At 61.3% G+C, this 24,943-nt stretch carries 21 protein-coding genes and 1 pseudogene; 9 read left to right on the top strand and 13 right to left on the bottom strand.

Going from position 1 to position 24,943, the window contains the following annotated elements; all coding sequences use genetic code 11:
* Positions 1-143 precede the first annotated feature (143 nt).
* Positions 144-1,073: a transcriptional regulator GcvA gene (gene gcvA, locus ACPFMA_RS12335; RefSeq protein ID WP_425930318.1), complete on the bottom strand. Its 930-nt coding sequence runs from the start codon at positions 1,071-1,073 to the stop codon at positions 144-146.
* An 80-nt stretch (positions 1,074-1,153) separates the two neighbouring features.
* Between gcvA and ACPFMA_RS12330 the strand changes: the two genes are divergently transcribed.
* Together ACPFMA_RS12330 and ACPFMA_RS12325 are read left to right on the top strand one after the other, a co-directional pair.
* Entirely contained in the window at positions 1,154-1,786 is a 633-nt protein-coding gene (locus ACPFMA_RS12330) for a TetR/AcrR family transcriptional regulator (RefSeq protein ID WP_425930317.1), read from the top strand.
* Positions 1,787-1,832: 46 nt separating this feature from the next.
* A complete protein-coding gene (locus ACPFMA_RS12325) occupies positions 1,833-2,816 on the top strand; it encodes an MDR family oxidoreductase (RefSeq protein ID WP_425930316.1) in 984 nt (327 codons plus the stop codon).
* A 134-nt stretch (positions 2,817-2,950) separates the two neighbouring features.
* Here the strand turns inward: ACPFMA_RS12325 and ACPFMA_RS12320 are convergent, their stop codons facing one another.
* The 4 genes from ACPFMA_RS12320 to ACPFMA_RS12305 all read right to left on the bottom strand — a co-directional run bounded on the left by ACPFMA_RS12320 (position 2,951) and on the right by ACPFMA_RS12305 (position 8,158).
* Positions 2,951-3,877 carry an FCD domain-containing protein gene (locus tag ACPFMA_RS12320; protein ID WP_425930315.1) on the bottom strand — a complete coding sequence of 309 codons (927 nt, stop codon included), beginning with the start codon at positions 3,875-3,877 and terminating at the stop codon, positions 2,951-2,953.
* 209 nt (positions 3,878-4,086) lie between these two features.
* A complete protein-coding gene (locus tag ACPFMA_RS12315) occupies positions 4,087-5,010 on the bottom strand; it encodes a homocysteine S-methyltransferase family protein (RefSeq protein ID WP_425930314.1) in 924 nt (307 codons plus the stop codon).
* Positions 5,007-6,053 (bottom strand): glycine betaine ABC transporter substrate-binding protein, encoded by a 1,047-nt coding sequence (locus tag ACPFMA_RS12310; protein ID WP_425930313.1) that lies wholly within the window; start codon positions 6,051-6,053, stop codon positions 5,007-5,009. Before ACPFMA_RS12310 ends, ACPFMA_RS12315 begins: the two co-directional genes overlap by 4 nt.
* Complete coding sequence (locus ACPFMA_RS12305; RefSeq protein ID WP_425930312.1) at positions 6,050-8,158, bottom strand: ATP-binding cassette domain-containing protein; 2,109 nt, start codon at positions 8,156-8,158, stop codon at positions 6,050-6,052. Before ACPFMA_RS12305 ends, ACPFMA_RS12310 begins: the two co-directional genes overlap by 4 nt.
* A 487-nt stretch (positions 8,159-8,645) precedes the next feature.
* On the opposite strand from ACPFMA_RS12305, the gene msuE (ACPFMA_RS12300) reads away from it, so the two are divergent.
* The 5 genes and pseudogenes from msuE (ACPFMA_RS12300) to ACPFMA_RS12280 all read left to right on the top strand — a co-directional run bounded on the left by msuE (ACPFMA_RS12300) (position 8,646) and on the right by ACPFMA_RS12280 (position 13,641).
* Positions 8,646-9,209 (top strand): FMN reductase, encoded by a 564-nt coding sequence (gene msuE, locus ACPFMA_RS12300; protein ID WP_425930311.1) that lies wholly within the window; start codon positions 8,646-8,648, stop codon positions 9,207-9,209.
* 13 nt (positions 9,210-9,222) lie between these two features.
* Positions 9,223-10,410 (top strand): acyl-CoA dehydrogenase family protein, encoded by a 1,188-nt coding sequence (locus tag ACPFMA_RS12295; RefSeq protein ID WP_425930310.1) that lies wholly within the window; start codon positions 9,223-9,225, stop codon positions 10,408-10,410.
* Between the two features lie 8 nt (positions 10,411-10,418).
* A complete protein-coding gene (locus ACPFMA_RS12290) occupies positions 10,419-11,522 on the top strand; it encodes a sigma-54 interaction domain-containing protein (protein WP_425930309.1) in 1,104 nt (367 codons plus the stop codon).
* 143 nt (positions 11,523-11,665) lie between these two features.
* Entirely contained in the window at positions 11,666-12,796 is a 1,131-nt protein-coding gene (ssuD, locus tag ACPFMA_RS12285; protein WP_425930308.1) for an FMNH2-dependent alkanesulfonate monooxygenase, read from the top strand.
* Positions 12,793-13,641, top strand: a pseudogene (locus tag ACPFMA_RS12280) (amidohydrolase family protein). Before ssuD ends, ACPFMA_RS12280 begins: the two are co-directional and overlap by 4 nt.
* Positions 13,642-13,708: 67 nt before the next feature.
* Here ACPFMA_RS12280 and ACPFMA_RS12275 read toward each other — a convergent pair.
* From ACPFMA_RS12275 to msuE (ACPFMA_RS12245), 7 genes are all read right to left on the bottom strand, one after another.
* Positions 13,709-15,034, bottom strand: a complete 1,326-nt coding sequence (locus ACPFMA_RS12275; protein ID WP_425930307.1) for an ABC transporter substrate-binding protein — start codon at positions 15,032-15,034, stop codon at positions 13,709-13,711.
* A gap of 72 nt (positions 15,035-15,106) precedes the next feature.
* The gene (locus ACPFMA_RS12270; RefSeq protein WP_425930306.1) at positions 15,107-16,174 is read right to left on the bottom strand and encodes a branched-chain amino acid ABC transporter permease; all 1,068 of its coding nucleotides are present in this window, start codon (positions 16,172-16,174) and stop codon (positions 15,107-15,109) included.
* Positions 16,175-16,186: 12 nt separating this feature from the next.
* Entirely contained in the window at positions 16,187-17,068 is an 882-nt protein-coding gene (locus ACPFMA_RS12265; RefSeq protein WP_425930305.1) for a branched-chain amino acid ABC transporter permease, read from the bottom strand.
* 20 nt (positions 17,069-17,088) lie between these two features.
* Complete coding sequence (locus tag ACPFMA_RS12260; protein WP_425930304.1) at positions 17,089-17,868, bottom strand: ABC transporter ATP-binding protein; 780 nt, start codon at positions 17,866-17,868, stop codon at positions 17,089-17,091.
* 9 nt (positions 17,869-17,877) lie between these two features.
* Entirely contained in the window at positions 17,878-19,008 is a 1,131-nt protein-coding gene (locus tag ACPFMA_RS12255) for an AMP-binding protein (RefSeq protein ID WP_425930303.1), read from the bottom strand.
* Between the two features lie 11 nt (positions 19,009-19,019).
* Positions 19,020-20,111: a dimethylsulfone monooxygenase SfnG gene (gene sfnG / locus ACPFMA_RS12250; RefSeq protein ID WP_425930302.1), complete on the bottom strand. Its 1,092-nt coding sequence runs from the start codon at positions 20,109-20,111 to the stop codon at positions 19,020-19,022.
* Between the two features lie 25 nt (positions 20,112-20,136).
* Positions 20,137-20,697 (bottom strand): FMN reductase, encoded by a 561-nt coding sequence (gene msuE / locus ACPFMA_RS12245; protein WP_425930301.1) that lies wholly within the window; start codon positions 20,695-20,697, stop codon positions 20,137-20,139.
* 332 nt (positions 20,698-21,029) lie between these two features.
* On the opposite strand from msuE (ACPFMA_RS12245), the gene ACPFMA_RS12240 reads away from it, so the two are divergent.
* Positions 21,030-22,268 (top strand): acyl-CoA dehydrogenase family protein, encoded by a 1,239-nt coding sequence (locus ACPFMA_RS12240; protein ID WP_425930300.1) that lies wholly within the window; start codon positions 21,030-21,032, stop codon positions 22,266-22,268.
* Between the two features lie 239 nt (positions 22,269-22,507).
* Entirely contained in the window at positions 22,508-23,746 is a 1,239-nt protein-coding gene (locus tag ACPFMA_RS12235; RefSeq protein ID WP_425930299.1) for an SfnB family sulfur acquisition oxidoreductase, read from the top strand.
* 88 nt (positions 23,747-23,834) lie between these two features.
* On the opposite strand, the gene ACPFMA_RS12230 is transcribed toward ACPFMA_RS12235, so the two are convergent.
* The gene (locus ACPFMA_RS12230) at positions 23,835-24,611 is read right to left on the bottom strand and encodes an ABC transporter ATP-binding protein (protein ID WP_425930298.1); all 777 of its coding nucleotides are present in this window, start codon (positions 24,609-24,611) and stop codon (positions 23,835-23,837) included.
* Between the last annotated feature and the right edge of the window lie 332 nt (positions 24,612-24,943).

Genomic DNA, 24,943 nt, shown 5'->3' with positions numbered 1-24,943 from the left:
AGACCTCGTACTGACCGGTCCCTGGACGACCGCACCATCCAAGGGCTTGCGATGTGCTTGCTACTTTCAGAAATTCGACGGCAACGCGAAAGCAATAAAAATTGGCCCAAGGGGCCATTTTTTTTATTGCTGGAACGCCTTGCTTATTGCTGGAGGGGTTCTCCCTCCTGCGCGTCGGACGCTGCCTTGAACGACTGGGCTTCTTCGCACAACCACTGAGCGAAGGCCGCCGCATCAGGATTGACCAGGCTGTGGCTGGAATACACCAGGTAAAACGCTTCCTTGGTCGGCACCTGGCAGCCCAAGGGGGCGACGAGTCGGCCTTCGTCCAGCAGGTGCTTGACCAGTGAGGAGCGCGCCAACGCGACGCCCTGACCCAGTTCAGCCATCGTCAGTGCCGAAATCAGGGTGTCGAACTGCATACCCAGCGAGGAGTCGACACGCTCTGCGTTGTTTTTCTGCAGCCAATAGCCCCACCCTTCTTCGTAGCCCAGCACGTGCAGTAACGAGTGCCTCGCAAGATCATGGGGGCGCTGCAACGGACAATCCGCACTGATCAATGCCGGTGAACACACAGGCACCAGCGTGTCCCATGTCAATCGCTCGGCCTTCATACCAGGCCAGCGCCCTTGCCCATACCTGATTTCCAGGTCGGCATCGAACTCTGTTTCATCCACCCAAATGTTACTTGCCACGCGAATGCTCACGTGCGGATGTCGTGCTTTGAACCGGGGTAACCGGGGGGCTATCCAATGCGTGAAGAACACCAGGCTGCTGCGGATGCTCAATGCACTTCGATGACCATGCCCGAAAATCTCATCGGTGGATGCCGCAAGGCGCTCGACCGATTCCCGCACCACAGGAAAGTAGGATTTACCGGCCTCGGTGAGTTCAAGCCCACGAGGCAGGCGCTTGAAAAGCGCGATGCCGAGTTGGGACTCCAAGGCTTTTACCTGCTGACTGATCGCCGCTTGGGTGAGATTGAGCTCCTCAGCGGCATGGGTGAAATTCAACAACCGAGCAGACACCTCGAATGCCCGAAGCCAGTTCAAGGGAGGTAAACGCTTTTTCATGACCCATCCAACGCAAGGCTCATCGGGTATCGAATCGCTACAGGGTTGACATTAGAGACGATCAGTCTAAATTACAACGCATGAATAGCACCAACCCGACGCCCCGCAGAGGCAGGCCGCCTAAAATCGCCCGTGAACATGGTGACACGCTTGAGCTGCTGCTGCGCTGTGGCATGGAAATCCTCACCGAACAGGGCTTCGCCGCCACCGGTATCGACGCCGTGCTCAAGCGCGTCCAGGTACCCAAAGGCTCGTTCTACCATTACTTCGAAAGCAAAGAAGCATTCGGCCAAGCCGTCCTGAAGCGCTATGCCGACTACTTTGCCCGCAAACTCGATCGCTGCTTCAGCGACCCGAGCCTGTCGCCGCTGCAAAGGCTGTCCCACTTCGTTGAAGAAGCGAAGCTCGGGATGGCCAAGTACCGCTTCCGAAGAGGCTGCCTGGTGGGCAACCTCGGCCAGGAGGTATTGGTGCTGCCCGACAGCTTCCGTGAGCAGCTGGAATTGACCCTGCTGGACTGGGAGCAGCGCTTGTCTGCCTGCCTGGAGGAAGCGGTCGAGCTGGGAGAGCTATCCTCCACGTGTGACTGCAGAGCCCTCGCGGCCTTCTTCTGGGTTGGGTGGGAGGGCGCCGTCCTTCGAGCGCGTCTTGTGCAGGATGTCCGTCCCCTCGAGATTTTTTTGCAAGGTTTTCTGGCGGGAATCACCAGGTGATTCCTTGCGACAATTTAAAGACAATCGGTCTAAATGAGAGTTGGTAATGTTCAAAGGCATTCTGATTGAGAAGCAGGAAGACAAGTATTCAGCCCAACTCACTGAGCTGAATGACGACCAACTACCAAGCGGGAACGTGACGGTGAAGGTCGCCTACAGCACCTTGAACTACAAGGATGCTCTGGCTATCACAGGAAGAGGGCCGGTTGTTCGCAGCTTCCCTATGGTGCCGGGCATCGACCTCGCAGGCACCGTCGAGTCAAGCGATGATCCGCGCTATAAGCCAGGTGACCGCGTACTCCTTAATGGCTGGGGCGTGGGTGAGAGCCATTGGGGTGGGCTTGCACAGAAGGCGAGACTGAGCGGGGACTGGCTTATCCCTCACCCCGAGGGCCTTGATGAGCGCCAAACCATGGCCATCGGCACCGCAGGCTACACCGCCATGCTGTGCCTGATCGCCTTGGAACGCCATGGGTTGAAACCCGCCGATGGTCCGGTGCTGGTCACAGGCGCCACAGGCGGCGTGGGCAGCTTCGCCATCAGCCTTCTGGCCGGCGCCGGGTACACCGTCACGGCGGCCACGGGCAAGTCCAGCGAAGCCGCTTACCTCAAGAGCCTGGGAGCGACAGCCATTATCGACCGAGCCGAGCTTTCAGCCCCGGGGCGGCCCTTGGCAAAAGAACAATGGGCAGTAGTGATCGACTCGGTCGGCAGCCATACCCTGGCCAATGCGTGCGCAGGCACAAAGTCCGAAGGACTGGTGGCGGCATGCGGGCTGGCCCAGGGAATGGATTTCCCGGCAACCGTTGCCCCTTTCATTCTTCGCGGGGTCAGCCTGCTCGGCATCAACAGCGTCACTCAGCCATTCCAACGCCGCGTCAACGCTTGGCAACGCCTGGCTGATCAACTCGACCTGCAAGCCTTATCTGTGATGACCCGAACTATCGGTCTTGAAGATGCACTGTCGGCCGCCACTGAACTGCTGGATGGAAGGATCCGCGGCCGGTTGATTGTAGATGCGAACAACTAACAACGTTCAGGAATGCCCGGATAGCAGACTGGGTCAATCTTTATCTAAGGCTGCCAGGACAGGCGTTGTGCTCGATAATTTGGCGCGATGTTTGAAGGCATAGAAAGCCACGCAGACTCGAGATGAATACCCGCTCAAGCTGACTCAGCAGAGGCTTCAACACTCAGCTTAACCGACTCAAACAGTTCTGCAGATACTTTGTGGCGGCGAGCTTGTTCCAAGTGCTTACGCATATGATCAGCCGCCGCAAGGCGATCACCTTGCTCAAGACAGGCAAGAATCGCGAGATGCTCGACGGCCTGCTCACGGCGAGGCGAACGTTTGCTGGCCTGTCGGTACTCCACCAATCGGCGAAGCTGATCGAGACGGCGAACAGTCTGAACGTGGAACCTGTTGCCTGAAAAACCGGCAAGCGTCTCGTGAAACTGTGCATTGGACTCGAACAGCTCCTGAGGTGTCATGGTCAGGTAACCGCCATCTGCGATGAATTGCTGCTGTTTCTTACAGCGAGCCAAAGCTTCGGTATCGACCATGAACGTAGGGGCCAGCAGGCCTGCTGGCTCGATAATCGCCCTGAACGAATAGCTCTCTTCATAAGCCTCGACCGAGTCGATCATCGGCAGAAACTGCCAACCCTGACCTGCACGCTGCTCGATCCAACCCTCCTGTTGAATTCGCATCAACACGCCACGCAGCATATAGCGTGAAACGTCGAATAAACGCATCAGGTCCGTCTCAGCGAACTGCTCAGGAATCTGCCCATTGAGACGCATCACCGCGATCTGCTGATAGATCGGATCATCGATAGAAATCGATAAATCCTGGGCGATTTCTGCCAGATCATCGTACGGTTTTGCCAGAAAAAAACCGCGGTTCCGGTCCTGGTTAAGCATGCCTCGCTCGGCGAGGTAATTCAGAGCAATTTTGATAGGGGTGCGCGACGTCTTCAGAGCCTTGGCCAGCCCCAGTTCCGAAACGTGATGCCCGGCAGCCAGTTGTTCCTGGCGAACATAGGTCACTATATCGCGGGCTACGCGGGCTTGAAGCGCCGTCAGATTCATAACTTTTCCGAGTCAAGGCATAAGATTCAGGGCGGGTACACTAACCGGGCCCCACCGGTCCTACATTATGCCTTGTGCGGCCCCGTTTCCAAATCGAGCTCGATCTCAACTGTGGCAAGAACCATTGGCTTGCGTGTCATAGGCAATGCAAAAACTGCATCGACACCAGCCCAACCGACACTGCGTAACCGTAGACACCGCTATTTCACTCATTCCGTCCCCTGTTTGCTTGCTTGCAAATACTCGTCCAGTCGGGCGATGTGCTCCGGCCCGATGCCGCAGCAACCGCCCACAATGCTAGCCCCCTCCTCGACCCACTGCTGTGCCCATTGCAGATACGCCTCAGGCCCAAGGTCAGCACGAATATCGAGCAGCGTGTCGTTGGCCTGGGCATCTTCACGCACCGGCGCAAAGGCATTGGCATAGACGCCCAGCGACAGCGCGGCAGCCTCCTTATTCAGCACCTGCCGGGCACTGCGCAGCGCTGCACCCATGCTCTCTGGCTGGCTGCAATTGAACAGCAACGCGCTGGCCCCGAGCTCAATGGCCAGCAGAACGGCCTGCTGCACGCTTTCACCCGAGCGCAGTAAAGGCACCGCGTCCTCGGTGTCAATATCGAGTAACGTGAAGGACAGCCAGAGCGGCTTGCGATCGCCATCCAGAGCCGCGTGCACGGCGCGCGCCTCGGCCAGGGAACTCTGTGTTTCCGCCAACCAGAAATCCACATGCTGCGCGAGGCCCCGGATCAATTCACGGTGGATGGCCTCGGAACGGGACGGATCGAAAAGATCCGGACGATACGACCCCAGCGCCGGCGGCAGCGAGCCGGCAACTCGCACCGAAGCGCCCGCCTCATCGGCAGCGGCACGGGCAAGCTGCCCGGACAGTTCAGCCAGCCTCCGGCCGGAACGGGCAAAGCGCTCCTCGCCAATGTGAAACGGCACCACCGCATAGCTATTGGTGGTGATCACCTTGGCCCCTGCGGCTATGAACGCTCGGTGTACCTGTACCACGTATTCAGGCGCTTCGAGCAGTGTCAGTGCCGACCATTCCGGCTGCCGGAAAGGCGCGCCGATCCGCTTGAGCTCTCGTCCCATTCCACCATCAAGCAACGTCCAGGCATGCTGAGTCATTGGGCAGCCACCTGGGCGCCGGCGGCACTCAACCAACGATCGACGGTAACCTGGTTGGCTGCAACCCAGGCCTTGGCCGCAACCTCAGCCGGCTGCTTCTCGCGCTCGATCTTGAGGATCAGATCGTTGAGCGACGCAGGATCGATGCTCACGTTCTCCAGAAATGCTGCAATCCGGGGGGCGCGCTGGCGCAGTGCCGAAGACGCGAGAATGTGCACCTTCGCATCGGGATAAGCGCAGGTGATATTGCTCTTATCCAACCAATCGGCATCCACGGTCGGACTGATGAACTTCCAGCAGCCGTCAGCCTTGTACAGCGGGTCGCCTTTCTTGTTGTCTTGGGCATACCCATCGAACGGCGGCTCATCGAGACGGCGCAGGTCATAGGCAGAGAAGATCCAGTCCGGCGTGTAGGCATAGAAAATCACCCCCCGCTCGGCTTTGTACGCAGCGTCAAGCCTGGCGTAAGTCACCGAGGCTTCGGTGGAGACCGATTCGAAGTTGCCGTCGAAACCGAAGTCCTTGGCTTTTATCTGGCCGATATACGTCGACTCCCAGCCTGCTGGCCCGACCAACAACTGCGACTTGCCGCCGCCCAGCGGAGCGAACAACTTGGCGACCTCTGGTTTTTTCAGGTCATACACCGACTTAACGTTGTACTTGTCCTGGATGTAGCCCGGGATATAGAAACCCTGCACTCCGACATAGGGCTGCTTGTTGGGAATCAGCGACCGGGTACCACCGGTCACATACTTGGCGAAGGCTGCTGATTGGTTCGGCAACCAGATGTCGGTCAGCACGTCCACCGAGCCGTCGCCCTTGGCAGCGGCAGCGAACAGTACCGGCAGATCACCGGCCAGATAGGACACATCGCCGTCGAGGCGATTGGAAATGATGTCGCCGAGGAGGTACTGGATGGCGATGGCGCCGGTCCAGTTCTGCTCGCCGATAACGATCTTTTCCTTGGCGAAGCTTGATGTCGCCGACACCAAAGCGCCAAGCAAAGTGAACCCGGTAAACGCACGGGAAAGGAATCGAGTCATGGGACCTGTTGCTCCTGAGTAGAATGATGACGTTTGCGAAGGGATGCCTGGATGATCCGGTCGGGTACCAAGGCACAGAAAACAATGGCAATACCCGCCAGGGCGCCCTCACCACCCTTGATGTTGCGCAAGGCGGTCATGACGTCGTAGCCGAGGCCTCCGGCACCGATCAGCGCGGCCACGACGACCATGGACAGGCTCATCACAATGGTCTGGTTCACCCCTAGCAACAGAGAGCCTGAGGCCAGTGGCAGCTCGACCCGAGTAAGGGTCTGCCAGGGTGTTGCGCCATGGGCAACCGCAGCCTCCACGGCGGCCTTGGGCACCTCCTGAATACCTAGGGCGGTAAGACGGATCATCGGTGCCAAGGCGAAAATCACGGTGGCGATCACCGCCGGCGTCTTTCCGACCGAGAAGAACGCCACCGCAGGAATCAGATAAACGAAAGTCGGCAAGGTCTGCATGACATCCAGAAGGGGCGTGATCAAACGCCGAGCCAGTGGCCGCTTGGCCAAGAGGATTCCGGTGGGAACACCGATAAGCAGTGACAGCAACACCGAGGAGCCGACCAGAGCAATTGTGGAAACCGTGCGATCCCAGAAACCGAACAGGCCGATGTAGCCCAAGGCTAAGGCAGTCGTCAGGGCCAGGATCGCCCCGGCAGATCGCCAGGCCAGGTAGACCAGGGCAAGCGCCGGTACCGGCCACGGAATCCAGCCCAGCGCACCTTCTACGCCATCGATGACAGTGCGCACCGCCACGATCACCCCGACGAAGGCACTCTCGAAGGTTACCTGAGACCAGCCAATCAACTTGTCGATGGCACCCGCGACCGCCAGCATACTGTCGCGATCGGAGGGGAATTGCGCCAGTGCACCGGCTGCATCTGGCGTCAGGGCCCGCCATACGGTCAGCGCCTGACTCACCAGTAGCAGCGCCAGGGGTAGTGCGGCGCCTTGGGCGTTACGGCCATGGGCGTGCATGCTCACCCAGGCACAGCCAAAGCGATTGGCCAGCAGCACTGCCAGCGCAATGACCGGCAGCCAGCCACCCTCCTCGCGCCACGCGCCGGCAAGCAGGGCCAAGGCCGTCAACTCCACCAGCAGCGCCAGCCAGAACAGACCACCTCGTTCGGCCGCAGCGAGCGCGGCCGGGCCCAACAGGCTTTGGCGAATCCAGCCGGTTGTCGATCGTTCTTGCACAGCGACCGACGGAGGCTCGCTGGAAACCTCGTCGCTAAGCGGCGGAATGCTGGAGCCAATAGGCGGCCGCTCGTCGAAGAAATCTGCCACACCCTCGTCTGCCGGGTGCTCAAGCAATTCCCCAGGAGTGCCGACTTGAATCAACCGACCACCACGCAAGACGGCGATACGATCAGCCAAACGTAACGCCTCCCCCGGATCGTGTGTCACCAGCAACGTAGTAACTCCCCGTTCGCGCACCAGTTGCAGGAAGCGCCCCTGCAAATCGCGGCGAATGGTTGGATCCAGCGCACTGAAGGGTTCGTCCATCAGCAAAATGTCAGGATCGCTGACCAGTGCCCGCGCCAGCCCGACACGTTGCTGCATGCCGCCAGACAGCTCGTAGGGAAAGCGCTCGCTCCATTCTTTCAACCCCACCGCCTGTAATTGGCGTAGTGCCGCTTCGCGGCGGATGCTTTCTGGCGCACCGCGCAATTCCAGGGGAAAGGCGACGTTGTCGAGCACGTTTCGATGCGGCAGCAAACCGAAGTGTTGAAACACCATGCCGATGCGCTGCGACCGCAGTTGACGCAACGCAGGCTGCGTCAAGTCGCCCAGCACCTCACCGTCCACGAGCACCTCGCCGCTGCTCGGTTCTATCAAGCGGTTGACGTGCCGAAGCAAAGTCGACTTGCCGCTGCCAGATGTACCCATCAAGCAAAGCACCTCGCCACGCCGCACAGCGAGGTTCACATGCTCAACCGCGTTGGTGGAACCTGACCGGCTACCCTCGTAGCGTTTGGTGACCGTGCGGAATTCCAGCGCGATATCACCAATCGATGCAGAGTCAAAGGAATCTGCGCTGATCTGCGCAGTGGCTTCCAAAGGGTCATTGGTAATCAGTGGGTATTTATCAGCGATCACGTCGCCCCCTGGCGTTCAATGGATTCCAAGGCAGCAAAGCAGACTCCATGCCAATCGCTAAAACCCAAGTGCTAGAGCGGTATAAGGGCTATTCGCAGGGCAGCGTGGTGTTGAAGAAGCAGCAACAGTGCCTAACTGCTGTTGCATCGCAAACAGCAGGGACCACGCCTGGGGTTTGGTTGGACGTTGAAGTGCTACTCGGCCCTGTAAACCAAATGCGCAGCGAATACATATATCATTAAAATATATAGATATAGTTCATTATTCTTTTTTGAGATATCAGTCCCGGTTTACGCTTTGCTTGTTGCCATGCCAACACCTCTTCAACTGTTTCACCAGCAACAGCCATTCAACAAATGCGCTTGAGTTTCAACACCCTGGTACCCCCTGAACACTGGACAAGCCAGTATTTTCAAGGTGTGCGCTTCTGGTATGGCATTTGCTCCCGATGTGTCATCTCGAGCCACAGCAAACAGGAACGTCTAGCATGACTACTGCCCTGAAAATCGTCGCCGTTTCCGGCGGCACCTCCCGCCCCTCACGCACCCTGGCCCTGACCGAAGCCATCATCGACGCAATTAGCCGACAGTTGAACATCGATACTCACCTTATCGAACTGGGCAACATCGCCCGCCCGCTCGGAGGGGCGCAGTGGCGTAATGAATTGCCGGAAACCGTCGAACACGAACTGCGCCACATCGAGTCGGCTGATTTGCTGATCGTTGCCGCGCCGGTCTATCGCGGGACTTACCCCGGCCTGTTCAAGCACCTGTTCGACCTCATCGGCCAGGACGCCCTGATCGACACGCCGGTGCTGCTCGCCGCCACCGGTGGCAGCGAACGGCATGCACTGGTGCTCGATCATCAGCTTCGCCCGCTTTTCAGCTTTTTCCAGGCGCTGACGCTGCCGATCGGTGTCTACGCCAGCGAAGCCGATTTTGCCGACTATCGCATCGTCAACCCGGCCTTGCAGGCACGTGTAGAGCTGGCGGCCGAACGCGCAACTGGCGTGCTCAGCTACCAGGCGCATGTTCTGCGCAAGATCGCCTGAGGAGCGCGGACGCATGAGAACGCACCAGCAACCCACCGTGCTCAGCCCCATTCAGACCGCCCGCCGCCTGGCGGCCGAGTTTGCTGAAACTGCCGTCGAGCGCGACGAGGCCGGCGGCACGCCCAAACAGCAGCGCGATGCATTGCGCCAGAGCGGCCTATTGGCCATGAGCATCCCGACCCAGTATGGCGGCCTCGGTGCCAGTTGGAGTGAAACCTTGGGTGCAGTGCGCGAGTTCGCCAAGGTCGACAGCTCCATCGCACACGTATTCGGCTTCCAGCATCTGATGCTGGCCACAGTGCGCCTGTTTTCCCGCCCCGACCAGTGGCAACCCTGGTTCGAGCAGACCGCGCGCAAGAACTGGTTCTGGGGCAATGCCCTCAACCCGCTGGACACCCGCACCGTACTCAAGCGTTTCGATGGTTGGTTCGAGTTTTCCGGCAAGAAAAGCTTTTGCTCCGGCGCCAGCGACTCGGAAATGCTGATCGCCTCGGCCATCGACGAGAGCGCCGGCGGCAAGCTGCTGATTGCTGCCATTCCCAGCGCGCGCACCGGCATTACCCTGCACGGCGACTGGAACAACATGGGCCAGCGCCAGACCGACAGCGGCAGCGCCACCTTCGAGCGCGTGCGTGTGGAAGAAAGCGAACTTTTGCTCGACCCCGGGCCATTGAGCACCCCTTTCGCCTGCCTGCGCCCGCTGATCGCACAGTTGCATTTCGCCCATATCTTCCTCGGCATCACCGAAGGCGCGCTGGAAGAGGCACGCCAGTACACCCTCAAGGAGGGCCGTCCGTGGTTCCGCTCCAAGGCCCAGCACGTCAGCGAAGACCCATACATCCTGCGTCACTACGGCGAGTTCTGGGTCGGCCTGGAAGGCGTGCGCCTTTTGGTGGAGCGGGCTGCCGAGCAGCTTGATACAGCCTGGAACAAGGAGCATGCCCTAGGCGCCGAAGAACGCGCGCAACTGGCACTGGCCATCTCCACTGCCAAGGTGGCAGCGGTGCGCAACGGCCTGGACGTCTGCAACCGTCTATTCGAGGTGACTGGTGCCCGTGCCACCCACGCCTCGCTCCGTCTCGACCGCTATTGGCGCAACCTGCGCACGCAGAGCCTGCACGACCCGGTGGACTACAAGCTTCACGAACTGGGTGATTGGGCGCTGAACCAGACAAGACCTTCACCCTCTTTCTATTCATAGGGATTTCCATGCAGCTGCTGACCCTCCCCCCTTCGCCGACACTCGCTACCTCGATCCGGGCCACCGCACAAGTCTTCGAAGACCCTAGATCGCAGGCGCTGCTCGCCCACTTGCAACAGGTCGCCCCCAGCGAGGCCAGCGTCCTGATCATCGGTGAGACCGGCACAGGCAAGGAGTTGGTCGCACGCCATATCCACAACCTCAGCGCACGCCACACCGGCCCCTTCGTCGCAGTCAACTGCGGTGCCTTCTCGGAATCGCTGGTGGAAGCGGAGCTGTTCGGCCATGAGAAGGGCGCGTTTACCGGCGCCCTGGCGGCCAAGGCCGGCTGGTTCGAGGAAGCCAATGGCGGCACGCTGTTTCTCGATGAGATCGGCGACCTGCCCATGGCCATCCAGGTCAAGCTGCTGCGCGTGCTGCAAGAACGCGAAGTGGTGCGCCTGGGCTCGCGCAAAAGCATCCCGATCAACGTGCGCGTGGTCGCCGCTACCAATGTGCAGCTAGACAAGGCCATCGGTGCCGGCAACTTCCGCGAGGATCTGTACTATCGTCTCAACGTAGTCAGCCTGCAGCTCTACCCACTACGTGAACGACCAGGCGATATCATGCCGCTGACCCGGCACTTCATCAAAACCTACTGCAACCGCCTGGGTTACGGCGAAGTGCGTCTGTCCGCCGAGGCCGAGCGCAAGCTGGTGAGCTACGACTGGCCGGGCAACATCCGCGAGCTGGAGAACGTCATCCACCATACCCTGTTGGTGTGTCGTAACGGCCTGGTGCAGCACGACGACCTGCGCCTTTCGCACCTGCGCATAGAGCGTCAGGAGCAGTCACCTTCCTTTCCTGTGGAAACCGCCGACGAGCAGTTGCTACGTGCATTCCATCGTTTCTTCGAAGAGCAAGCCGGTGGTTTGCACGAGAAGGTCGAGGACAGCCTGCTGCGCGCGGCCTATCGATTCTGCCACCACAACCAGGTGCACACGGCCAGCCTGCTGGGGCTGAGCCGCAATATCACCCGCGCGCGGCTGATCGCCATCGGCGAGCTGGTGGTCAATCGACGTCGCCCCCAGGCGCAGGCCCATCCCGATCGGGCCGTGCAGTTGTGTATCTGACAGAAAACAAGCAAGGCCTGCCCGCAGGTGCACTTCCAAGTCCAAGCTGCAGACGCCCAGCAGGTCATTCGAACGCCTAGCGCTGCGACAACGCAAGGGTCAATCGCCCTCCCACACGCCCAACCGCACAAGGACTGATTTTCATGAGCCTTGATATCTTCTGGTTCCTGCCCACATCGGGCGACACCCGCTACCTCGGTCAATCCGCCAGTGGCCGCACGGCCACCAACGCCTACATGCGACAGATCGCCGTGGCCGCCGACCAACTCGGCTACGATGGCTTGCTGATTCCCACCGGAGCCAGTTGCCTCGACCCTTGGGTCACCGCTGCCAGCCTGGTGCCGGTCACCCAGCGCATCAAACTCCTAGTGGCCCTGCGCACCTCGCTGGGCAATCCCACCGCCTCCGCGCGCCAGGCCGCCAGCCTGGATCAGGCTAGCGGCGGGCGCCTGCTGCTCAACGTAGTGCCGGGCGGCGACGCCACCGAGCTGGAGGCCGATGGTGTCTTCCTCGCCCACGACGAGCGCTACGCCGCCTCGGACGAATTTCTCAGCATCTGGCGACGACTGTTACAAGGCGAGAAGGTCGATTTCGACGGCAAACACCTCAAGGTGCGCGGCGCGCAGAACTTCTTCGAACCTGTGCAGAAGCCCTACCCGCCTTTGTATTTCGGCGGTTCCTCCCCTGCCGCCCACGAACTGGCGGCCAAGCACGTCGATGCCTACCTGACCTGGGGAGAGCCTCCTACCGCCGTAGCCGAGAAAATTGCCGACGTGCGCGCCCGCGCAGCCAGCCGCGGTCGCACGGTGCGCTTCGGTGTACGCCTGCATGTGATCGTGCGCGAAACCAACGAGAAGGCTTGGGCCGCCGCCGACGAGCTGATCAGTCATCTGGACGACTCCACCATCGCCGCTGCCCAGGCCAATTACGCCAGAATGGACTCCGAAGGCCAGCGGCGCATGACCGCGCTGCACGGTGGCGACCGCAACAAACTGGAAGTGGCGCCCAACCTCTGGGCCGGTGTCGGCCTGGTACGCGGTGGCGCCGGCACCGCGCTTGTGGGCGACCCGGAAACCGTCGCCGCCCGTCTGCTGGAATACGCCGATTTGGGTGTCGACAGTTTCGTGCTATCTGGCTATCCCCACCTGGAAGAAGCCTATCGTTTCGCCGAGCTGGTTTTCCCACTGCTGCCCGGCAAGGGCAAGGTCACCGTCGAAGGTGCCTTCACCGGTGGTGCGTTCGACGTGCGTGCCAGCAAGGAGAACGTCGCATGAAAATCATCGACCTGCGCTGTCGCCCCGCCTACCTGCACCCCTTCTTCGGTGGCGTACCCGGCTCGCCCGAACATGACGTCGCCCGTTGGCTCAACCGCCGCGTCGGCACCCGTGGCGCGGACGATCACTTCGAGCGCTCGCTGACGCCCGAAGGCTTCCTGGCCGAAGTACGCGAGGCCGGTCTGTACAAGGCCGTGGTGGTTGGCCGCCATACGCCGAGCCAGCACCTGCCCAACGATACGATCCACGTCATCGTCCATGGCCACGACGAACTGCTCGGTATCGGTGCGGTGGAGCCGGCATAGCAGGGCATCGAAGGCGCACTGAGGGAAATCGACCGCGCCATCGACGTGCTCGGCCTGGCCGGCATCGACCTGGAACCGGGCTTCGGCGACCCGGCGCGGCACCCGGACGATGCGCTGTACTGGCCGATCTACGAGCACCTGCAGAAGCGCGGCATCCCGCTGTTTCTGATGAGCGGCCCGACCACGCCGGACCCAAGCTACAACGACCCTGCGCGCCTGGCCGCTGTAGCCCGTGCCTTTCCTGATCTCAGGATCGTGGTCTACCACGGCTACTGGCCCAACGTGCAACAGGCGATCGGCCTGGCCTTCCGCTACGAGAATATCCACCTGGTGCCGGATATGTACCTGTTCCTGCCCGGCAGCGAGGGCTATGTGCAGGCGGCCAACGGCTTTCTCGCCGAGCAATTGTTATTCGGCTCCTCCTACACTTTCCGCCCGATCCGCCAGAGCATCGAGGATGCCCAGCGCCTAGGGCTGAAGGATGAGGTCGTGGAGAAGTTCTTCGCCAGGAATGCCCAGCGGTTGTTCAAGCTTGGCTAGACACTGTGCCACCCGTGCCTGAGGGAACGAATCGGCCGAGGCCTCCGCCTCGGCCAGCCCTGCTCCATCAGCTTTCCTGGCTGCAATCGCGCGGAATGATGCCATTCTCCTTGGCGTACTTGTGCGATGAGGCCTCGATGATCGGCCGCAGCAGCGTGCGGTCAGCCTGCACCCAGTCGCTGACAAGGTTCCATTTCTGCCCGTCCCACTGCTGGAAGCGTACCGCGCCACCGCCTTCGTGGTCGGCGCAGGAAAGTTTCAGCGGCTGCACCAGGCCCTTGGCGCCAAGGGCCTGCAGGCGTGTATCGTCCAGGTTCAGGTGCTCGAAGCCCCAGCGCACCTGTTCGCCAGTCAGCGGCTGCTGACCGAATTTCGCCTGCGCCAGGCGCAGCGCCTCGACGTTGAGGATGCCGTTGACCACCCCGAGGTTGTAGTACACGGTGCCGAAGCGCTTGGGATCGGCCAGGTCGCCCTGCCCTTTGTCCACCACGTCCTGCTTGATGCCTTGCAGCACCGGGAAGTCAGTGCCGGACGGGTGCGTGGTGATGGAGATGAAGCCCTTGGCGGCCGCGCCGGCCGGCGCTGCATCTTCCTCCGAGTTGCTCCAGATATTGCCGATGATGTGGTCGGCAGGGAAACCGACCTTCTGTGCAGTCTTCAGCGCAACAGGGTTCATCACCCCCCACCCGCGCAGTATCACCCAGTCCGGCTTGAGCCGGCGAATGTTCAGCCACTGAGACTGTTGTTCGTTGCCGGGGTGTGGCACTTCCAGCAGGGTCAGCTCGAAGCCGTACTTGTCGGCCAGAGTCTGCAGCACTTCGTTGGTTTCCTTACCGTAGGGCGAACCGTGATACAGGGTAACGATCTTCCTGCCCTTGAGCCCCTGCTCACCGCCCGACTGCTGGCCGATCCAGTTGACGATGGCAGACACCTCGGAATAAGGGTTGAGCTGCAGCGGGAAAACGTAGGGAAACACGCTGCCGTCGGTGGAGTCAGTGCGTCCATGGTTGATGGTGATCAGCGGTAGCTGGTCAGCTGTGGAGCGATCCAGGGTCGCATAGGCGATACCCACCGACAGCGGGTTGGTGGCAGCGGCCGGCGCGCCATTGAGCCCGCCCTTGAGGCGCTCGTAGCATTCCACGCCCTTCTCCACCACGTACTCGGTCTCGCACTCGCTCCAGGTCAGCTTGACGCCATTCACGCCGCCAGCGGCGTTGACGTACTTGAGGTAGTCGATGAACCCGCCAAAGAATCCCGTGCCGCCAGCGGCGTATGGGCCGACGCGGTAGCTCTGCAGGGGAAAGTACTGTTCGTTGGCCGCTTGCACGTTGAGTGCACCGGCAGCGAGGCTCACGGCCAGCGCCAGGCGGCCGAAGACGGATCGGATGAACATCGTGGTTATCCTTTGAAAATCAGTGGGCAGTGTGGATGTGCAGGCGGCTATGCGCCCGCTGCGTGGGTTCGCTCAGTAGCGCAACGGCCAACGCCGTGCGCGCTCGCGAAAACGTTGCCAGAGGCGCGCCAGGCCCTCCGGTTCCTTGATCAGGAAGAGGATGATCAGCATTCCGAAAACGATCTTCTGAAGGTTCTCCACCTGCCCGGCATCGATCAGCCCCGCCGGCAGCAGCGAGGCCAGATTCGACAGCAGGATGGGAAACAGCACGATGAACGCAGCGCCAAGGAAGTTGCCAAGAATGCTCCCCATGCCGCCAATGATGATGATGAACAGGATCTGGAACGAACGACTCAGGTCGAAGCCATGCGGCTCCACCGTGCCCAAGTAGGTAAAGGCCCAGAGGGAGCCGGCAACACCGAGGAAGAAGCCGCTGATGGCGAAGGCCAGCAGTTTGGTTTTGAGCAAGGGAATGCCGATCACCGCGGCGGCGGTGTCCATGTCGCGCACCGCCATCCAGTTGCGCCCCAGTTCGCTGCGTACCAGGTTGGCCCCCAGCCAGAACAGCGAACTGACCACCGCCAGGGTCAGCAGATAGCGGCCCGCCGGAGATGAAAAGTCATACCCGGCCACCAGTAACGGCGGCGCGCTGATCACGCCAGAAGCGCTGTCGTTGCTGAACCAGCTGAAGCGAGTCAGCGCCCATTGCACGAAGAACTGGGCCGCCAGGGTCGATACCAGCAGATAGAAACCCTTGATGCGCAGGCTCGGCAAGCCGAAGACGATCGCCACCAGCGCCGCCACCAGACCGCCAAGGAGCAGGCTGACAAGCAGCGGCAACTCGGCGATGCGCAGTTCGAAGTTGTAGGCAGCGAAGGCTCCCACCGCCATGAACGCCGCCGAGCCCAGCGACAATTGCCCCGCGTAACCGGTCAGCAGGTTCAGTCCAAGGCCGGCCAGCGACAGCACCAGAAACGGCATCAGGATGGCGCTGAACCAGTAGTCGTTGCCTAGCAGCGGCACAGCGATAAAGGCGAATGCCAGCAAAGCGGCCATTCCGAGACGATCCTGGCGCAGGCGGAAGAACCGACGGTCATCGACGTAACGCAGTCTGAACTGGCCTGCTTCTTGGTACAGCATGATCGACTCTCCTCAGACCCGTTCGATGGCGCGTTCGCCGAACAGCCCCGCTGGGCGGACCAGCAGAAACAGCAGGGCCAGTACGTAGGGAAACCAGTTTTCAATGCCGCCACCGATGATCGGCCCCAGGTAGACCTCGGCAATTTTTTCCGAGGCGCCGATGATCAAGCCGCCGATGATCGCCCCACTGATCGAGGTGAAGCCGCCGATGATCAGCACCGGCAGAGCCTTGAGCACCACCAACGAGAGCGAGAACTGCACGCCCAGGCGTGCGCCCCAGAGCAGCCCGGCAACCAGCCCGACGAAACCGGCGACCGCCCAGACCACCGCCCACACCTTCGGCAGGCGGATGCCGATGGTCAGCGCCGCACGTGGATCGTCGGCGACCGCCCGCAGTGACAGCCCCATCCGCGTGCGGTTGAACAACAACGACAGCAGCAGCACCAACGCCGCCGCCGTGGCAGCGGCGAACAGGTCGAACTGCGACAACAGAATGCCGCCCAGTTCCAACGGCTCATCACTGATGCCCAGTTCCAGACCATGCACTTGGGCGCCCCACATTGCCTGGGCGGCGCCTTCGATGATGTAAGCCATGCCGAGGGTGGCCATGAACAGGGTGATCGCAGAGCGACCGACCAGAGGCCTCAGCACGGCGCGCTCGATCAACAGCGCCAAGAGCACCATCGCCGCCAGGGTGACGATAAACGCCAGCCAGAACGGCACTCCGCGCTCCAGCAAGCTGACGAAGGTCAGCGCGGCAAAGAGTACCATCGCCCCCTGAGCGAAGTTGAACACGCCGCTGGCCTTGTAGATCAGTACGAAACCGATGGCCACCAGGGAATACATAACGCCGGCCAGCAGTCCACCAATCAGCACTTCGAGAAAAAATTCCATGCAACGCTCCTGTACTCGGACTAGGCCGCCGGGCACGAGCCCAGGTAGGCGGCGATCACTTCAGGGTCATGGCGAACCTGATCGGGCGTGCCATCGCCGATCTTGCGGCCATAGTCGAGCACCACCACGTGGTGGGAAATGCCCATGACCACGCCGATGTCGTGCTCGATCAACACCACCGTAGTGCCGAACTCACGGTTGATCTCGACGATGAAGCGACTCATCTCCCGCTTCTCCTTGGCATTCATCCCGGCCATGGGTTCGTCGAGCAATAGCAGTCGCGGTTCGGCGGCCAGCGCACGAGCCAACTCGACGCGCTTTTGCAGGCCATAGGGCAAGGTGCCGACCACCTCGTCACGCCAGGGCTGGATGCGCAGGAACTCGATCACCCGCTCGGCTGCAGCGCGCTGCCGGTCGTCCTCGCCTGGCGCGCGACCGATACGCAACGCTTGCTCCAGCCAGGAACTACGGCGCTTGAGGTTGCGCCCGGTAAGCACGTTGTCGAGCACGCTCATGCCCTTGAACAGCGCAATGTTCTGGAAGGTGCGTGCAATGCCGCCAAGCGCCGCCGTATGCGGGCGCATCACGCGGCGGTCCTGGCCGGCAAAGCGAATGCGCCCCTGCTGCGCTTGGTAGACACCATTGATGATGTTCAACAGCGAGCTCTTGCCCGCACCATTTGGGCCGATCAGCGCGCAGATCTCGCCCTCGGCAACGCGAAAACCGATGTCACTGATGGCCTTGACGCCCTTGAACGACAGGCTGATGCCTTCCAGCTCCAGCAAGGCAGAATTCGACATGACAAGGCCTCAGGCAGGCTGCTCATGGCCCTGCGGCCAGGCAGCGATGGATGGACGGAGGCTACGCGCAGCCTGCCAACGTGGCGCTTCTGGCCAGGCCCGTGGCGCAACGCCAAGGGCTGCGAAAAACGCCTGCGCCTCCACTGGCAACGCGCCGTCGACCAGCAACGGCACCCGAGTACGGCTCAGGCCCAGCACATCGCGCAGCGGTCTGAGCAGCAACCAGTAACCGACGCAGTGGCGCACGACTGCACCGTGCCTGGTGAGCGCCCTGTCCAGCCAGCGCCGTAGCAAGCTGCCAGGCAGTGGTAGACGCTGCTGCGCCAGGGCATACAGGCGCCCGTAACTGTCGTGGGTGCCAAGCACCAGGGTCGGCCCCAGTTCACGGCGGTCGTTGTCGCGGGTCGCCAAACTCTCCGGGAAATTCAGCCGAAAGCCCGCCAGCAACCAGGGTCCCAATAGATAGCGGGCCTGGCCGCTGGCAGCGAAGGTACGTGCAGCCAAGGCCTCCTCAGCTGCCGTCAGGCGTTCCTGCAAGATCAGCCGGCGCCCCTCCTCAAGCAGCTCGGCATGGTTGAGCCATTGTTGCTGAGCCTGCCCATCACTGTTCAGACGATGAAAGCTGAACGCCGGGCGTTCGCCCTGCGCGAGAATCGACAGCGGCTGGTCAGGCCGCGTCAACGCAAGCCTGGCGTAACTCTGCACGCCGGAATCGGCCAGGCCGCGGCCATCGGCATAGAACAACAGACGCGGCACATGGCCAGCCTGACGTACCCGCTCGACCTCCTCCTGGCCTTCGGCGAGCACGAAGCCGACTTCGAGCTCACGTAGCAGCACCAGTTGTTCCTCGGCCGCTGTCAGTGGATCGAGCAGCGCCGCGATACCACCCAGCCACTGCGCCGCCAGGCTTGCCAGCAGCGCCTCGGGGCGCGGCCGGCTGAGGATCACCAGGCTGTCGCCAGCACCGAAACCGGCATCACGCAAACCACTGGCTAGCCCCTGTACCTCGGCCAGCAGCTGCGCCCAGGTGTGTTGCTGCCATAGCCCCAGTCGCTTGTGCCGCATTGCCACGTCGCCCCCACGCTGGCGCGCGCGGGCAAGCAGGCTGGCCGGGAGGTTGTCGGCAGATTCCTCGTGCATGATGGCGCGCCTCAGGCCACGGCCAAGGAAGCGGCTTTCGCCTGCTCCAACTCGCGCACCAGTGGCATTACATGCTTGCCGAAGTACTCGACCTCTTCCTGGAAGTGCAGGAAGCCAGAAAGGATCAAATCGACGCCGACTGCCTTGAGCGCGACAATGCGCTCAGCAATCTGCCGCGGCGTTCCGATCAGGTTGGTCTTGAACCCGTCGTTGTACTGCACCAGATCCTCGAAGGTGGATTTGGCCCAGTTGCCCTCGCCTTCCGGGCTGGCTGCACCGGCATTCTTCACTTCGCTGCCGAAGCCGTTGACGGCCTCCGGATCGGCCTTGGCGATGATCTCGGCGAGCACCGCATGGGCTTCTTCCTCAGTGTCGCGGGCAATGATGAAGGCGTTCACGCCGACCTTTACCGAATGACCGTTGGCGGCCGCCTTGGCACGAATATCGTCGATCTGGGCCTTGATGCCCTCGACGCTGTTGCCATTGGTGAAGTACCAGTCGGAAACCCGTGAAGCCATGTCTCGTGCGGCTCGCGAGCTGCCGCCCTGAAAGATTTCCGGGTGCGGTTGCTGCAGCGGCTTGGGCTTGAGGGTGTAATCGTTGAAACGATAGAAATCACCGTGGAAACTGAAGTTGTCCTGCGTCCAGATCCCCTTCAGGGCGCGGATGAACTCCTCGGAACGGCGATAGCGCTCATCATGATCCAGCCACGGCTCGCCAATGGCGCGGAACTCGCCTTTGAACCAGCCGGACACAACGTTGATGGCAACGCGACCGCCGGTGAACTGGTCGATGGTCGCCAGTTGTTTGGCCGCCAGCGCCGGTGTCCACGGCCCGGGCAGGATCGCGGCGATTACCTTGAGCTTCTCGGTGGCAGCCAGCAGCGCGTGGCTGATGGTCACCGACTCGTGCTGGTTGTCAGCCCCGTAGCCGGCGGTGAAGCGGATCTGCGACAGCCCGTATTCAAACCCTGAACGCTCGGCAATCTGCGCGAGCTTACGGTTGTAATCGATGTCCCAACTGGTGCGTTGTTCGATCTTGCTGACGACAAGGCCGCCGCTGACGTTGGGCACCCAATAGGCGAACTTAATGGGTTGGCTCATGGTTTGTCTCCTGTAACTCGGATAGTCAGGCCGCGCTAGCGACCGGTATGTGAAAGAAGGCGCCGACGGTCTCGAGCACCCGTTCAATCCGTTCGAACTGAGCAGGGTCGGCTAGGCGATGCTCGTCGAAAGCTTCGACACTGGCGTACAGGCCGAACGGCAGCGTGTGGGCCTGGAAGAAGGCGAACAGAGGGCGCAACTGGTGATCGATCATCAAGGTATGACGCTCGCTACCACCGGTGGCCGCAAGCACCACGGGCACGCCCTTGAGCGACTGGTGATCAACCAGGTCGAACAGGTGCTTGAACAAACCTGTGTAGGACGCGCGATACACCGGGCCGCCCACCAGCAGCAGGTCGGCCTGTTCGATGGCCTGCAAATGCGGTTGCAGGTCTGGCGAGGCGCTATCGCGCTCCAGCGAGCCGGCCAGGCTGGTGGAGAGCTCGGCGATGCGCACCCAGTGCACTTCCGGCTTCGGCAACAGGGCTGACAGCCGCTCCACCAAGGCCTGTAGCAAACCGTGGGTGCGTGATGGCGACCGCAGACTTCCGGACACCACAACGACCCTGATAACACGTGCATTCATGCTCACTACTCCTTGCCCATGCATTTGATGGAGGTAGAGCAGCAACCATGCCAACAAGAAAAACCCATAAAATTCAATCAGTTGAACCTTAATGCAGATGATGCCAACTGCATCCTGACCAACAAGCTGTTGAACTACTGACCGCCGAGCAACAGTTACCCCGTAAAACGCGACTGCCCGCCCATCAACAGCTGTTCAACAAGCTGTTGCCAGCCAGACAGACCTGCCTGCGAGATACATAGTAAGTAATTGATTTAAAACACATTTGTGATAAGGCACGGAGTTTGCGAACAGTTCATTGTCAGCAATCGCACCAATCGAGGAGAACTGCGATGACCGCCCAAGCCCATCTGCCCCACCTGTCTACCGGTACCGACTACGAACCTCTTGCCTCTCGCTTCCGACCTATCTTTGCTCGCATCGCCGAATCCAGTGTGGAGCGCGAACGCAACCGCACCCTACCCCATGAGCCCATCCAATGGCTCAAGGAGGCCGGCTTCGGCGCCGTACGCGTCCCCGTCGAACACGGCGGTGCCGGCGCGTCCCTACCACAACTGTTTCAATTGCTGATCGAACTGGCAGAAGCTGACTCCAATGTGCCGCAGGCGCTGCGCGGACATTTCGCTTTCGTCGAGGACCGTCTTAACGCACATACGGGCACGCCACAGGACGTGTGGTTCAAACGCTTCGTCGCCGGCGATCTGGTGGGCTGCGCCTGGACAGAAGTGGGTGCGGTGAAGATCGGCGATGTCCTCACCCGTGTGTCACGCCAAGGTGATCGTTGGGTGGTCAACGGCACCAAGTACTACAGCACCGGAAGCATCTTCTCCGACTGGATAGACCTGTTCGCCCGCCGTGACGATACCGGCGGCGATGTGATCGCGGCGATCCGGACCCGCCAACCTGGGATCACCCAGAGCGACGACTGGGACGGCTTCGGCCAACGCACCACCGGTAGCGGCACCTCGGTGTTCGAGAACGCGGTGGTCGAAGAAGAGAACATCATCGACTTCGCCACCCGCTTCAAATACCAGACTGCCTTCTACCAACTGGTACTGCTCGCCGTCATCGTCGGCTCCGGGCGTGCCGCGCTGCGCGATTTCAGCCAGGAAACCCGCTTGCGCACCCGCGTGTTCAGCCATGGTAATGCCCCGGCCGTAAGCCAGGATCCACAGGTGCTGCAGGTGATCGGTAAGGCCAGTGGTCTGGTCTACGCCGCCGAGGCGGGCACCCTGCGTGCTGCCGAGGTCGCTCAACAGGCTTATCTGGCGCACGCTGCCAACGACTCAGTAGCCGAGCGCCAAGCCAACATTGCAGCCGAGCTAGAGTCGGCCCAGGCTCAGGTGGCCGCCATAGATCTAGTGCTGCGCGCCACCAGCGACCTGTTCAATACGCTCGGCGCCTCTGGCACCAGCATCGCCAAACAGCTCGACCGCCACTGGCGCAACGCCCGCACGGCCGCCTCGCACAACCCGGTGATCTACAAGGAGCGCATCATCGGCGACTGGCATGTCAACGGCACCGAGCCGCCCTACGTCTGGCAAATTGGCGGCGGCGTCAAGCAACGCTAGAACCATCGATCACGCCCTCCCGCGAGCTTGCCTCGCGGCTGAGCGTCCTTCCACCGCGGCACCACGCCCTCAGCTAGTTACTCAATAGCACGAAAGATGAGCGAAGAGCCCGTCACGCGAACCCGACGCGCGGACGCGACATCGATTTGATTTCAACGGGTCGAAGGCCGGCAGCGTCCACATCGACCCGCTCATCTAAAGCCTCAACCTCGTCTAAAACCTCTAAAAGGAGCCCACCCATGAGCGAAAACCATCCGCAACAGCGTGATGAAACCATCGTACTGCGCCAATCCAACACCCCAGCCCGTCGCCTTGGCAGCGAGCCCGAAGCGATCGAGGCAGCGCACGCCCTCGCTCAGGACTTCCGCCGGGAAGCCGCCGAACGTGACCGCGAACGCCGCCTGCCGCTGGGAGAACTGGACGCTTACTCGCAAAGCGGCCTTTGGAGTATCACCGTGCCCAAGGCTTTCGGCGGGCTGGGCGCCAGTTACCGCACCGTAGGCGAGGTATTCAAGATCATCTCGGCAGCCGACGGCTCGCTCGGGCAATTGCCTCAAAACCACTTCGTCATCCTTGCGCACATCGGCTTCGACGCCAGCAACGAGCAGAAGCGCTTCTTCTTCGAGCTCGCCCTGTCCGGCGCACGCTTCGGCAATGCCTTCTCCGAACGTAACGGCAAGCACGTCGCCGACTTCCAGACCCGTATCACCCCGGATGGCGACGACTACCGGGTCAACGGCCAGAAATTCTTCTCCACAGGCGCTTTGCTGGCGCATTGGGTTCCTATCGTCAGCGTGGACGACCAGGGCCGCCCACACTTGGCTGTGGTGCCAAGGGAAACCGAAGGCCTCAAGGTGATCAACGACTGGTCGAGCTTCGGGCAGCGCACCACCGCGAGCGGCACGGTGCTGATCGAGCAGGTGCGTGTACCGGCCAGTCAGGTAGTGCCGATCTGGCAGGCATTCGACCGCCCCACCGCTGGCGGTGCGATATCCCAGTTCATCCAGGCAGCCATCGATGCGGGGTTGGCTCGAGGAGCGCTGGCCGACACCCTGGACTATGTCCGTCGACACACCCGCCCATGGATCGATTCCGGGCTGGAAAAGGCCACCGACGATCCTTACATCCTCCAGCAACTGGGCGACCTGCAGATTCGCTTGCGCGCCGCCGAAGCGGTATTGGACCTGGCTGCAGATGCCATCGACCTGGCGTTACGCGACCCCAGCGAAGAGAACGTCGCCGAAGCCTCCATCCGCACGGCCGAAGCCAAGGTGCTTACCACCGAGGTGGCCATCCTTGCCAGCAATCGCTTGTTCGAGCTGGCTGGTACCCGCTCGACCCTGGAGGAATACGCCCTCGACCGTCACTGGCGCAATGCCCGCGTCCACACCCTGCACGACCCCGTACGCTGGAAGTACCACGTCATCGGTAACTATCTGCTCAACGGAATCAAGCCGCCCCGCCATCCCTGGAACTGAGCGTCACCCTGGCCGAGCACAGCGCTCGGCCAGGGTATTGCGGCGGCGTCAAGCCGATGGTGCCAGGATCGGCAGGTGTCGATACCTATCAGCCGGCTTTGCCGCCCAGGTAAAAATGCTGGATGTCATCGCGCCTCGCCAGCTCCGCGGCGGCTCCCTCACCCACCACCCGACCGCTCTCCATGATGTAAGCGTAACTGGCATGGCGTAGGGCGATGTTGATGTTCTGTTCGGCGACCAGAAAGCTCATCCGTTCTTGAGCGTTTAGCTGTGCGACGATCGCGAAGATCTCCTCAACGATGATCGGCGCCAGGCCCATCGAAGGTTCGTCGAGCAGCATCAGGCGAGGCTTGGTCATCAACGCGCGGCCAATGGCGAGCATCTGCTGCTCGCCGCCCGAGGTCACTCCGGCCTGCGCCCTGCGCTTGTGTCTCAACCGTGGAAACCAGGCATAGATACGCTCCAGGTCATGCTCCAGCTCGCGTCGCGTCGGGTTGCGCAGAAAGCCGCCGCTACGCAGATTCTCCTCGACGGTCAGGTGCGCGAATACATGCCGCCCCTCCAGCACGTGGACGATTCCCCGGCGTGCCAGCACATGAGCCGCGACCCCGGTGGTGTCCTGCTCCTGGAAGCGGATATGCCCGCGGCTGACCTGTGCGCGGTCGGCCTGAACCAGCCCGGATATCGCCTTCAGCGTGGTGCTCTTTCCTGCACCGTTTGCGCCAAGCAGTGCGACGATATCCCCTTGCCCGACCTGCAGTGAAACGCCGGCCACGGCGAGAATCGCGTCGTCGTACATGACTTCGATGTCATTGACCGCCAGCAGCGCCTGAGGCGCGGTGGGGGCAATAATCGCATGGTTCATGGATGTCTTCCTTCTGGAGCGCACTCGGCGCCTGTTCATCGTTAGTACTCGACCATCGCCGCTGACGCTTGACGCGGGAATCAGCGTCAGCTTGATACGCCCTGCACTATCAACACAGGATTCATGCCAGAAAACAAAATTCTTTAAAAACAGCTATTTGATGTAAATCCAAACAGCAGGGAATGCCTGCGAGCAGACACTGCTGCTGATTGGCTGTGCAATTATCAACACTTAGTCGCAATGTACTTCTGACTGCCCTGTGCGAAATAGCGCCTCACCGAGCACCCGACCTCCAAATGGAAAATCAGATGCTCAAGCAATGGTCACAGCAG

Origin of the sequence: Pseudomonas sp. NyZ201 (genome assembly GCF_049860765.1) — a bacterium.
In the GTDB taxonomy this organism is placed as follows: Bacteria; Pseudomonadota; Gammaproteobacteria; order Pseudomonadales; family Pseudomonadaceae; genus Aquipseudomonas; species Aquipseudomonas bharatica.
Note: the sequence above shows the minus strand (reverse complement) of the source record. Positions and strands in the feature narration are given on the sequence as shown.

What these genes read in the sequence shown, in the direction of transcription:
- msuE (WP_425930301.1), bottom strand. Translation starts at nt 20,697, where the DNA reads ATGAATGCACGTGTTATCAGGGTCGTTGTGGTGTCCGGAAGTCTGCGG.
- ACPFMA_RS12275 (WP_425930307.1), bottom strand. Translation starts at nt 15,034, where the DNA reads ATGTTCATCCGATCCGTCTTCGGCCGCCTGGCGCTGGCCGTGAGCCTC.
- ACPFMA_RS12295 (WP_425930310.1), top strand. Translation starts at nt 9,223, where the DNA reads ATGAGAACGCACCAGCAACCCACCGTGCTCAGCCCCATTCAGACCGCC.
- ACPFMA_RS12315 (WP_425930314.1), bottom strand. Translation starts at nt 5,010, where the DNA reads ATGACTCAGCATGCCTGGACGTTGCTTGATGGTGGAATGGGACGAGAG.
- ACPFMA_RS12235 (WP_425930299.1), top strand. Translation starts at nt 22,508, where the DNA reads ATGAGCGAAAACCATCCGCAACAGCGTGATGAAACCATCGTACTGCGC.
- ACPFMA_RS12270 (WP_425930306.1), bottom strand. Translation starts at nt 16,174, where the DNA reads ATGCTGTACCAAGAAGCAGGCCAGTTCAGACTGCGTTACGTCGATGAC.
- ACPFMA_RS12330 (WP_425930317.1), top strand. Translation starts at nt 1,154, where the DNA reads ATGAATAGCACCAACCCGACGCCCCGCAGAGGCAGGCCGCCTAAAATC.
- ssuD (WP_425930308.1), top strand. Translation starts at nt 11,666, where the DNA reads ATGAGCCTTGATATCTTCTGGTTCCTGCCCACATCGGGCGACACCCGC.
- sfnG (WP_425930302.1), bottom strand. Translation starts at nt 20,111, where the DNA reads ATGAGCCAACCCATTAAGTTCGCCTATTGGGTGCCCAACGTCAGCGGC.
- gcvA (WP_425930318.1), bottom strand. Translation starts at nt 1,073, where the DNA reads ATGAAAAAGCGTTTACCTCCCTTGAACTGGCTTCGGGCATTCGAGGTG.
- ACPFMA_RS12265 (WP_425930305.1), bottom strand. Translation starts at nt 17,068, where the DNA reads ATGGAATTTTTTCTCGAAGTGCTGATTGGTGGACTGCTGGCCGGCGTT.
- ACPFMA_RS12255 (WP_425930303.1), bottom strand. Translation starts at nt 19,008, where the DNA reads ATGCACGAGGAATCTGCCGACAACCTCCCGGCCAGCCTGCTTGCCCGC.
- ACPFMA_RS12260 (WP_425930304.1), bottom strand. Translation starts at nt 17,868, where the DNA reads ATGTCGAATTCTGCCTTGCTGGAGCTGGAAGGCATCAGCCTGTCGTTC.
- msuE (WP_425930311.1), top strand. Translation starts at nt 8,646, where the DNA reads ATGACTACTGCCCTGAAAATCGTCGCCGTTTCCGGCGGCACCTCCCGC.
- ACPFMA_RS12240 (WP_425930300.1), top strand. Translation starts at nt 21,030, where the DNA reads ATGACCGCCCAAGCCCATCTGCCCCACCTGTCTACCGGTACCGACTAC.
- ACPFMA_RS12310 (WP_425930313.1), bottom strand. Translation starts at nt 6,053, where the DNA reads ATGACTCGATTCCTTTCCCGTGCGTTTACCGGGTTCACTTTGCTTGGC.
- ACPFMA_RS12290 (WP_425930309.1), top strand. Translation starts at nt 10,419, where the DNA reads ATGCAGCTGCTGACCCTCCCCCCTTCGCCGACACTCGCTACCTCGATC.
- ACPFMA_RS12325 (WP_425930316.1), top strand. Translation starts at nt 1,833, where the DNA reads ATGTTCAAAGGCATTCTGATTGAGAAGCAGGAAGACAAGTATTCAGCC.
- ACPFMA_RS12230 (WP_425930298.1), bottom strand. Translation starts at nt 24,611, where the DNA reads ATGAACCATGCGATTATTGCCCCCACCGCGCCTCAGGCGCTGCTGGCG.
- ACPFMA_RS12320 (WP_425930315.1), bottom strand. Translation starts at nt 3,877, where the DNA reads ATGAATCTGACGGCGCTTCAAGCCCGCGTAGCCCGCGATATAGTGACC.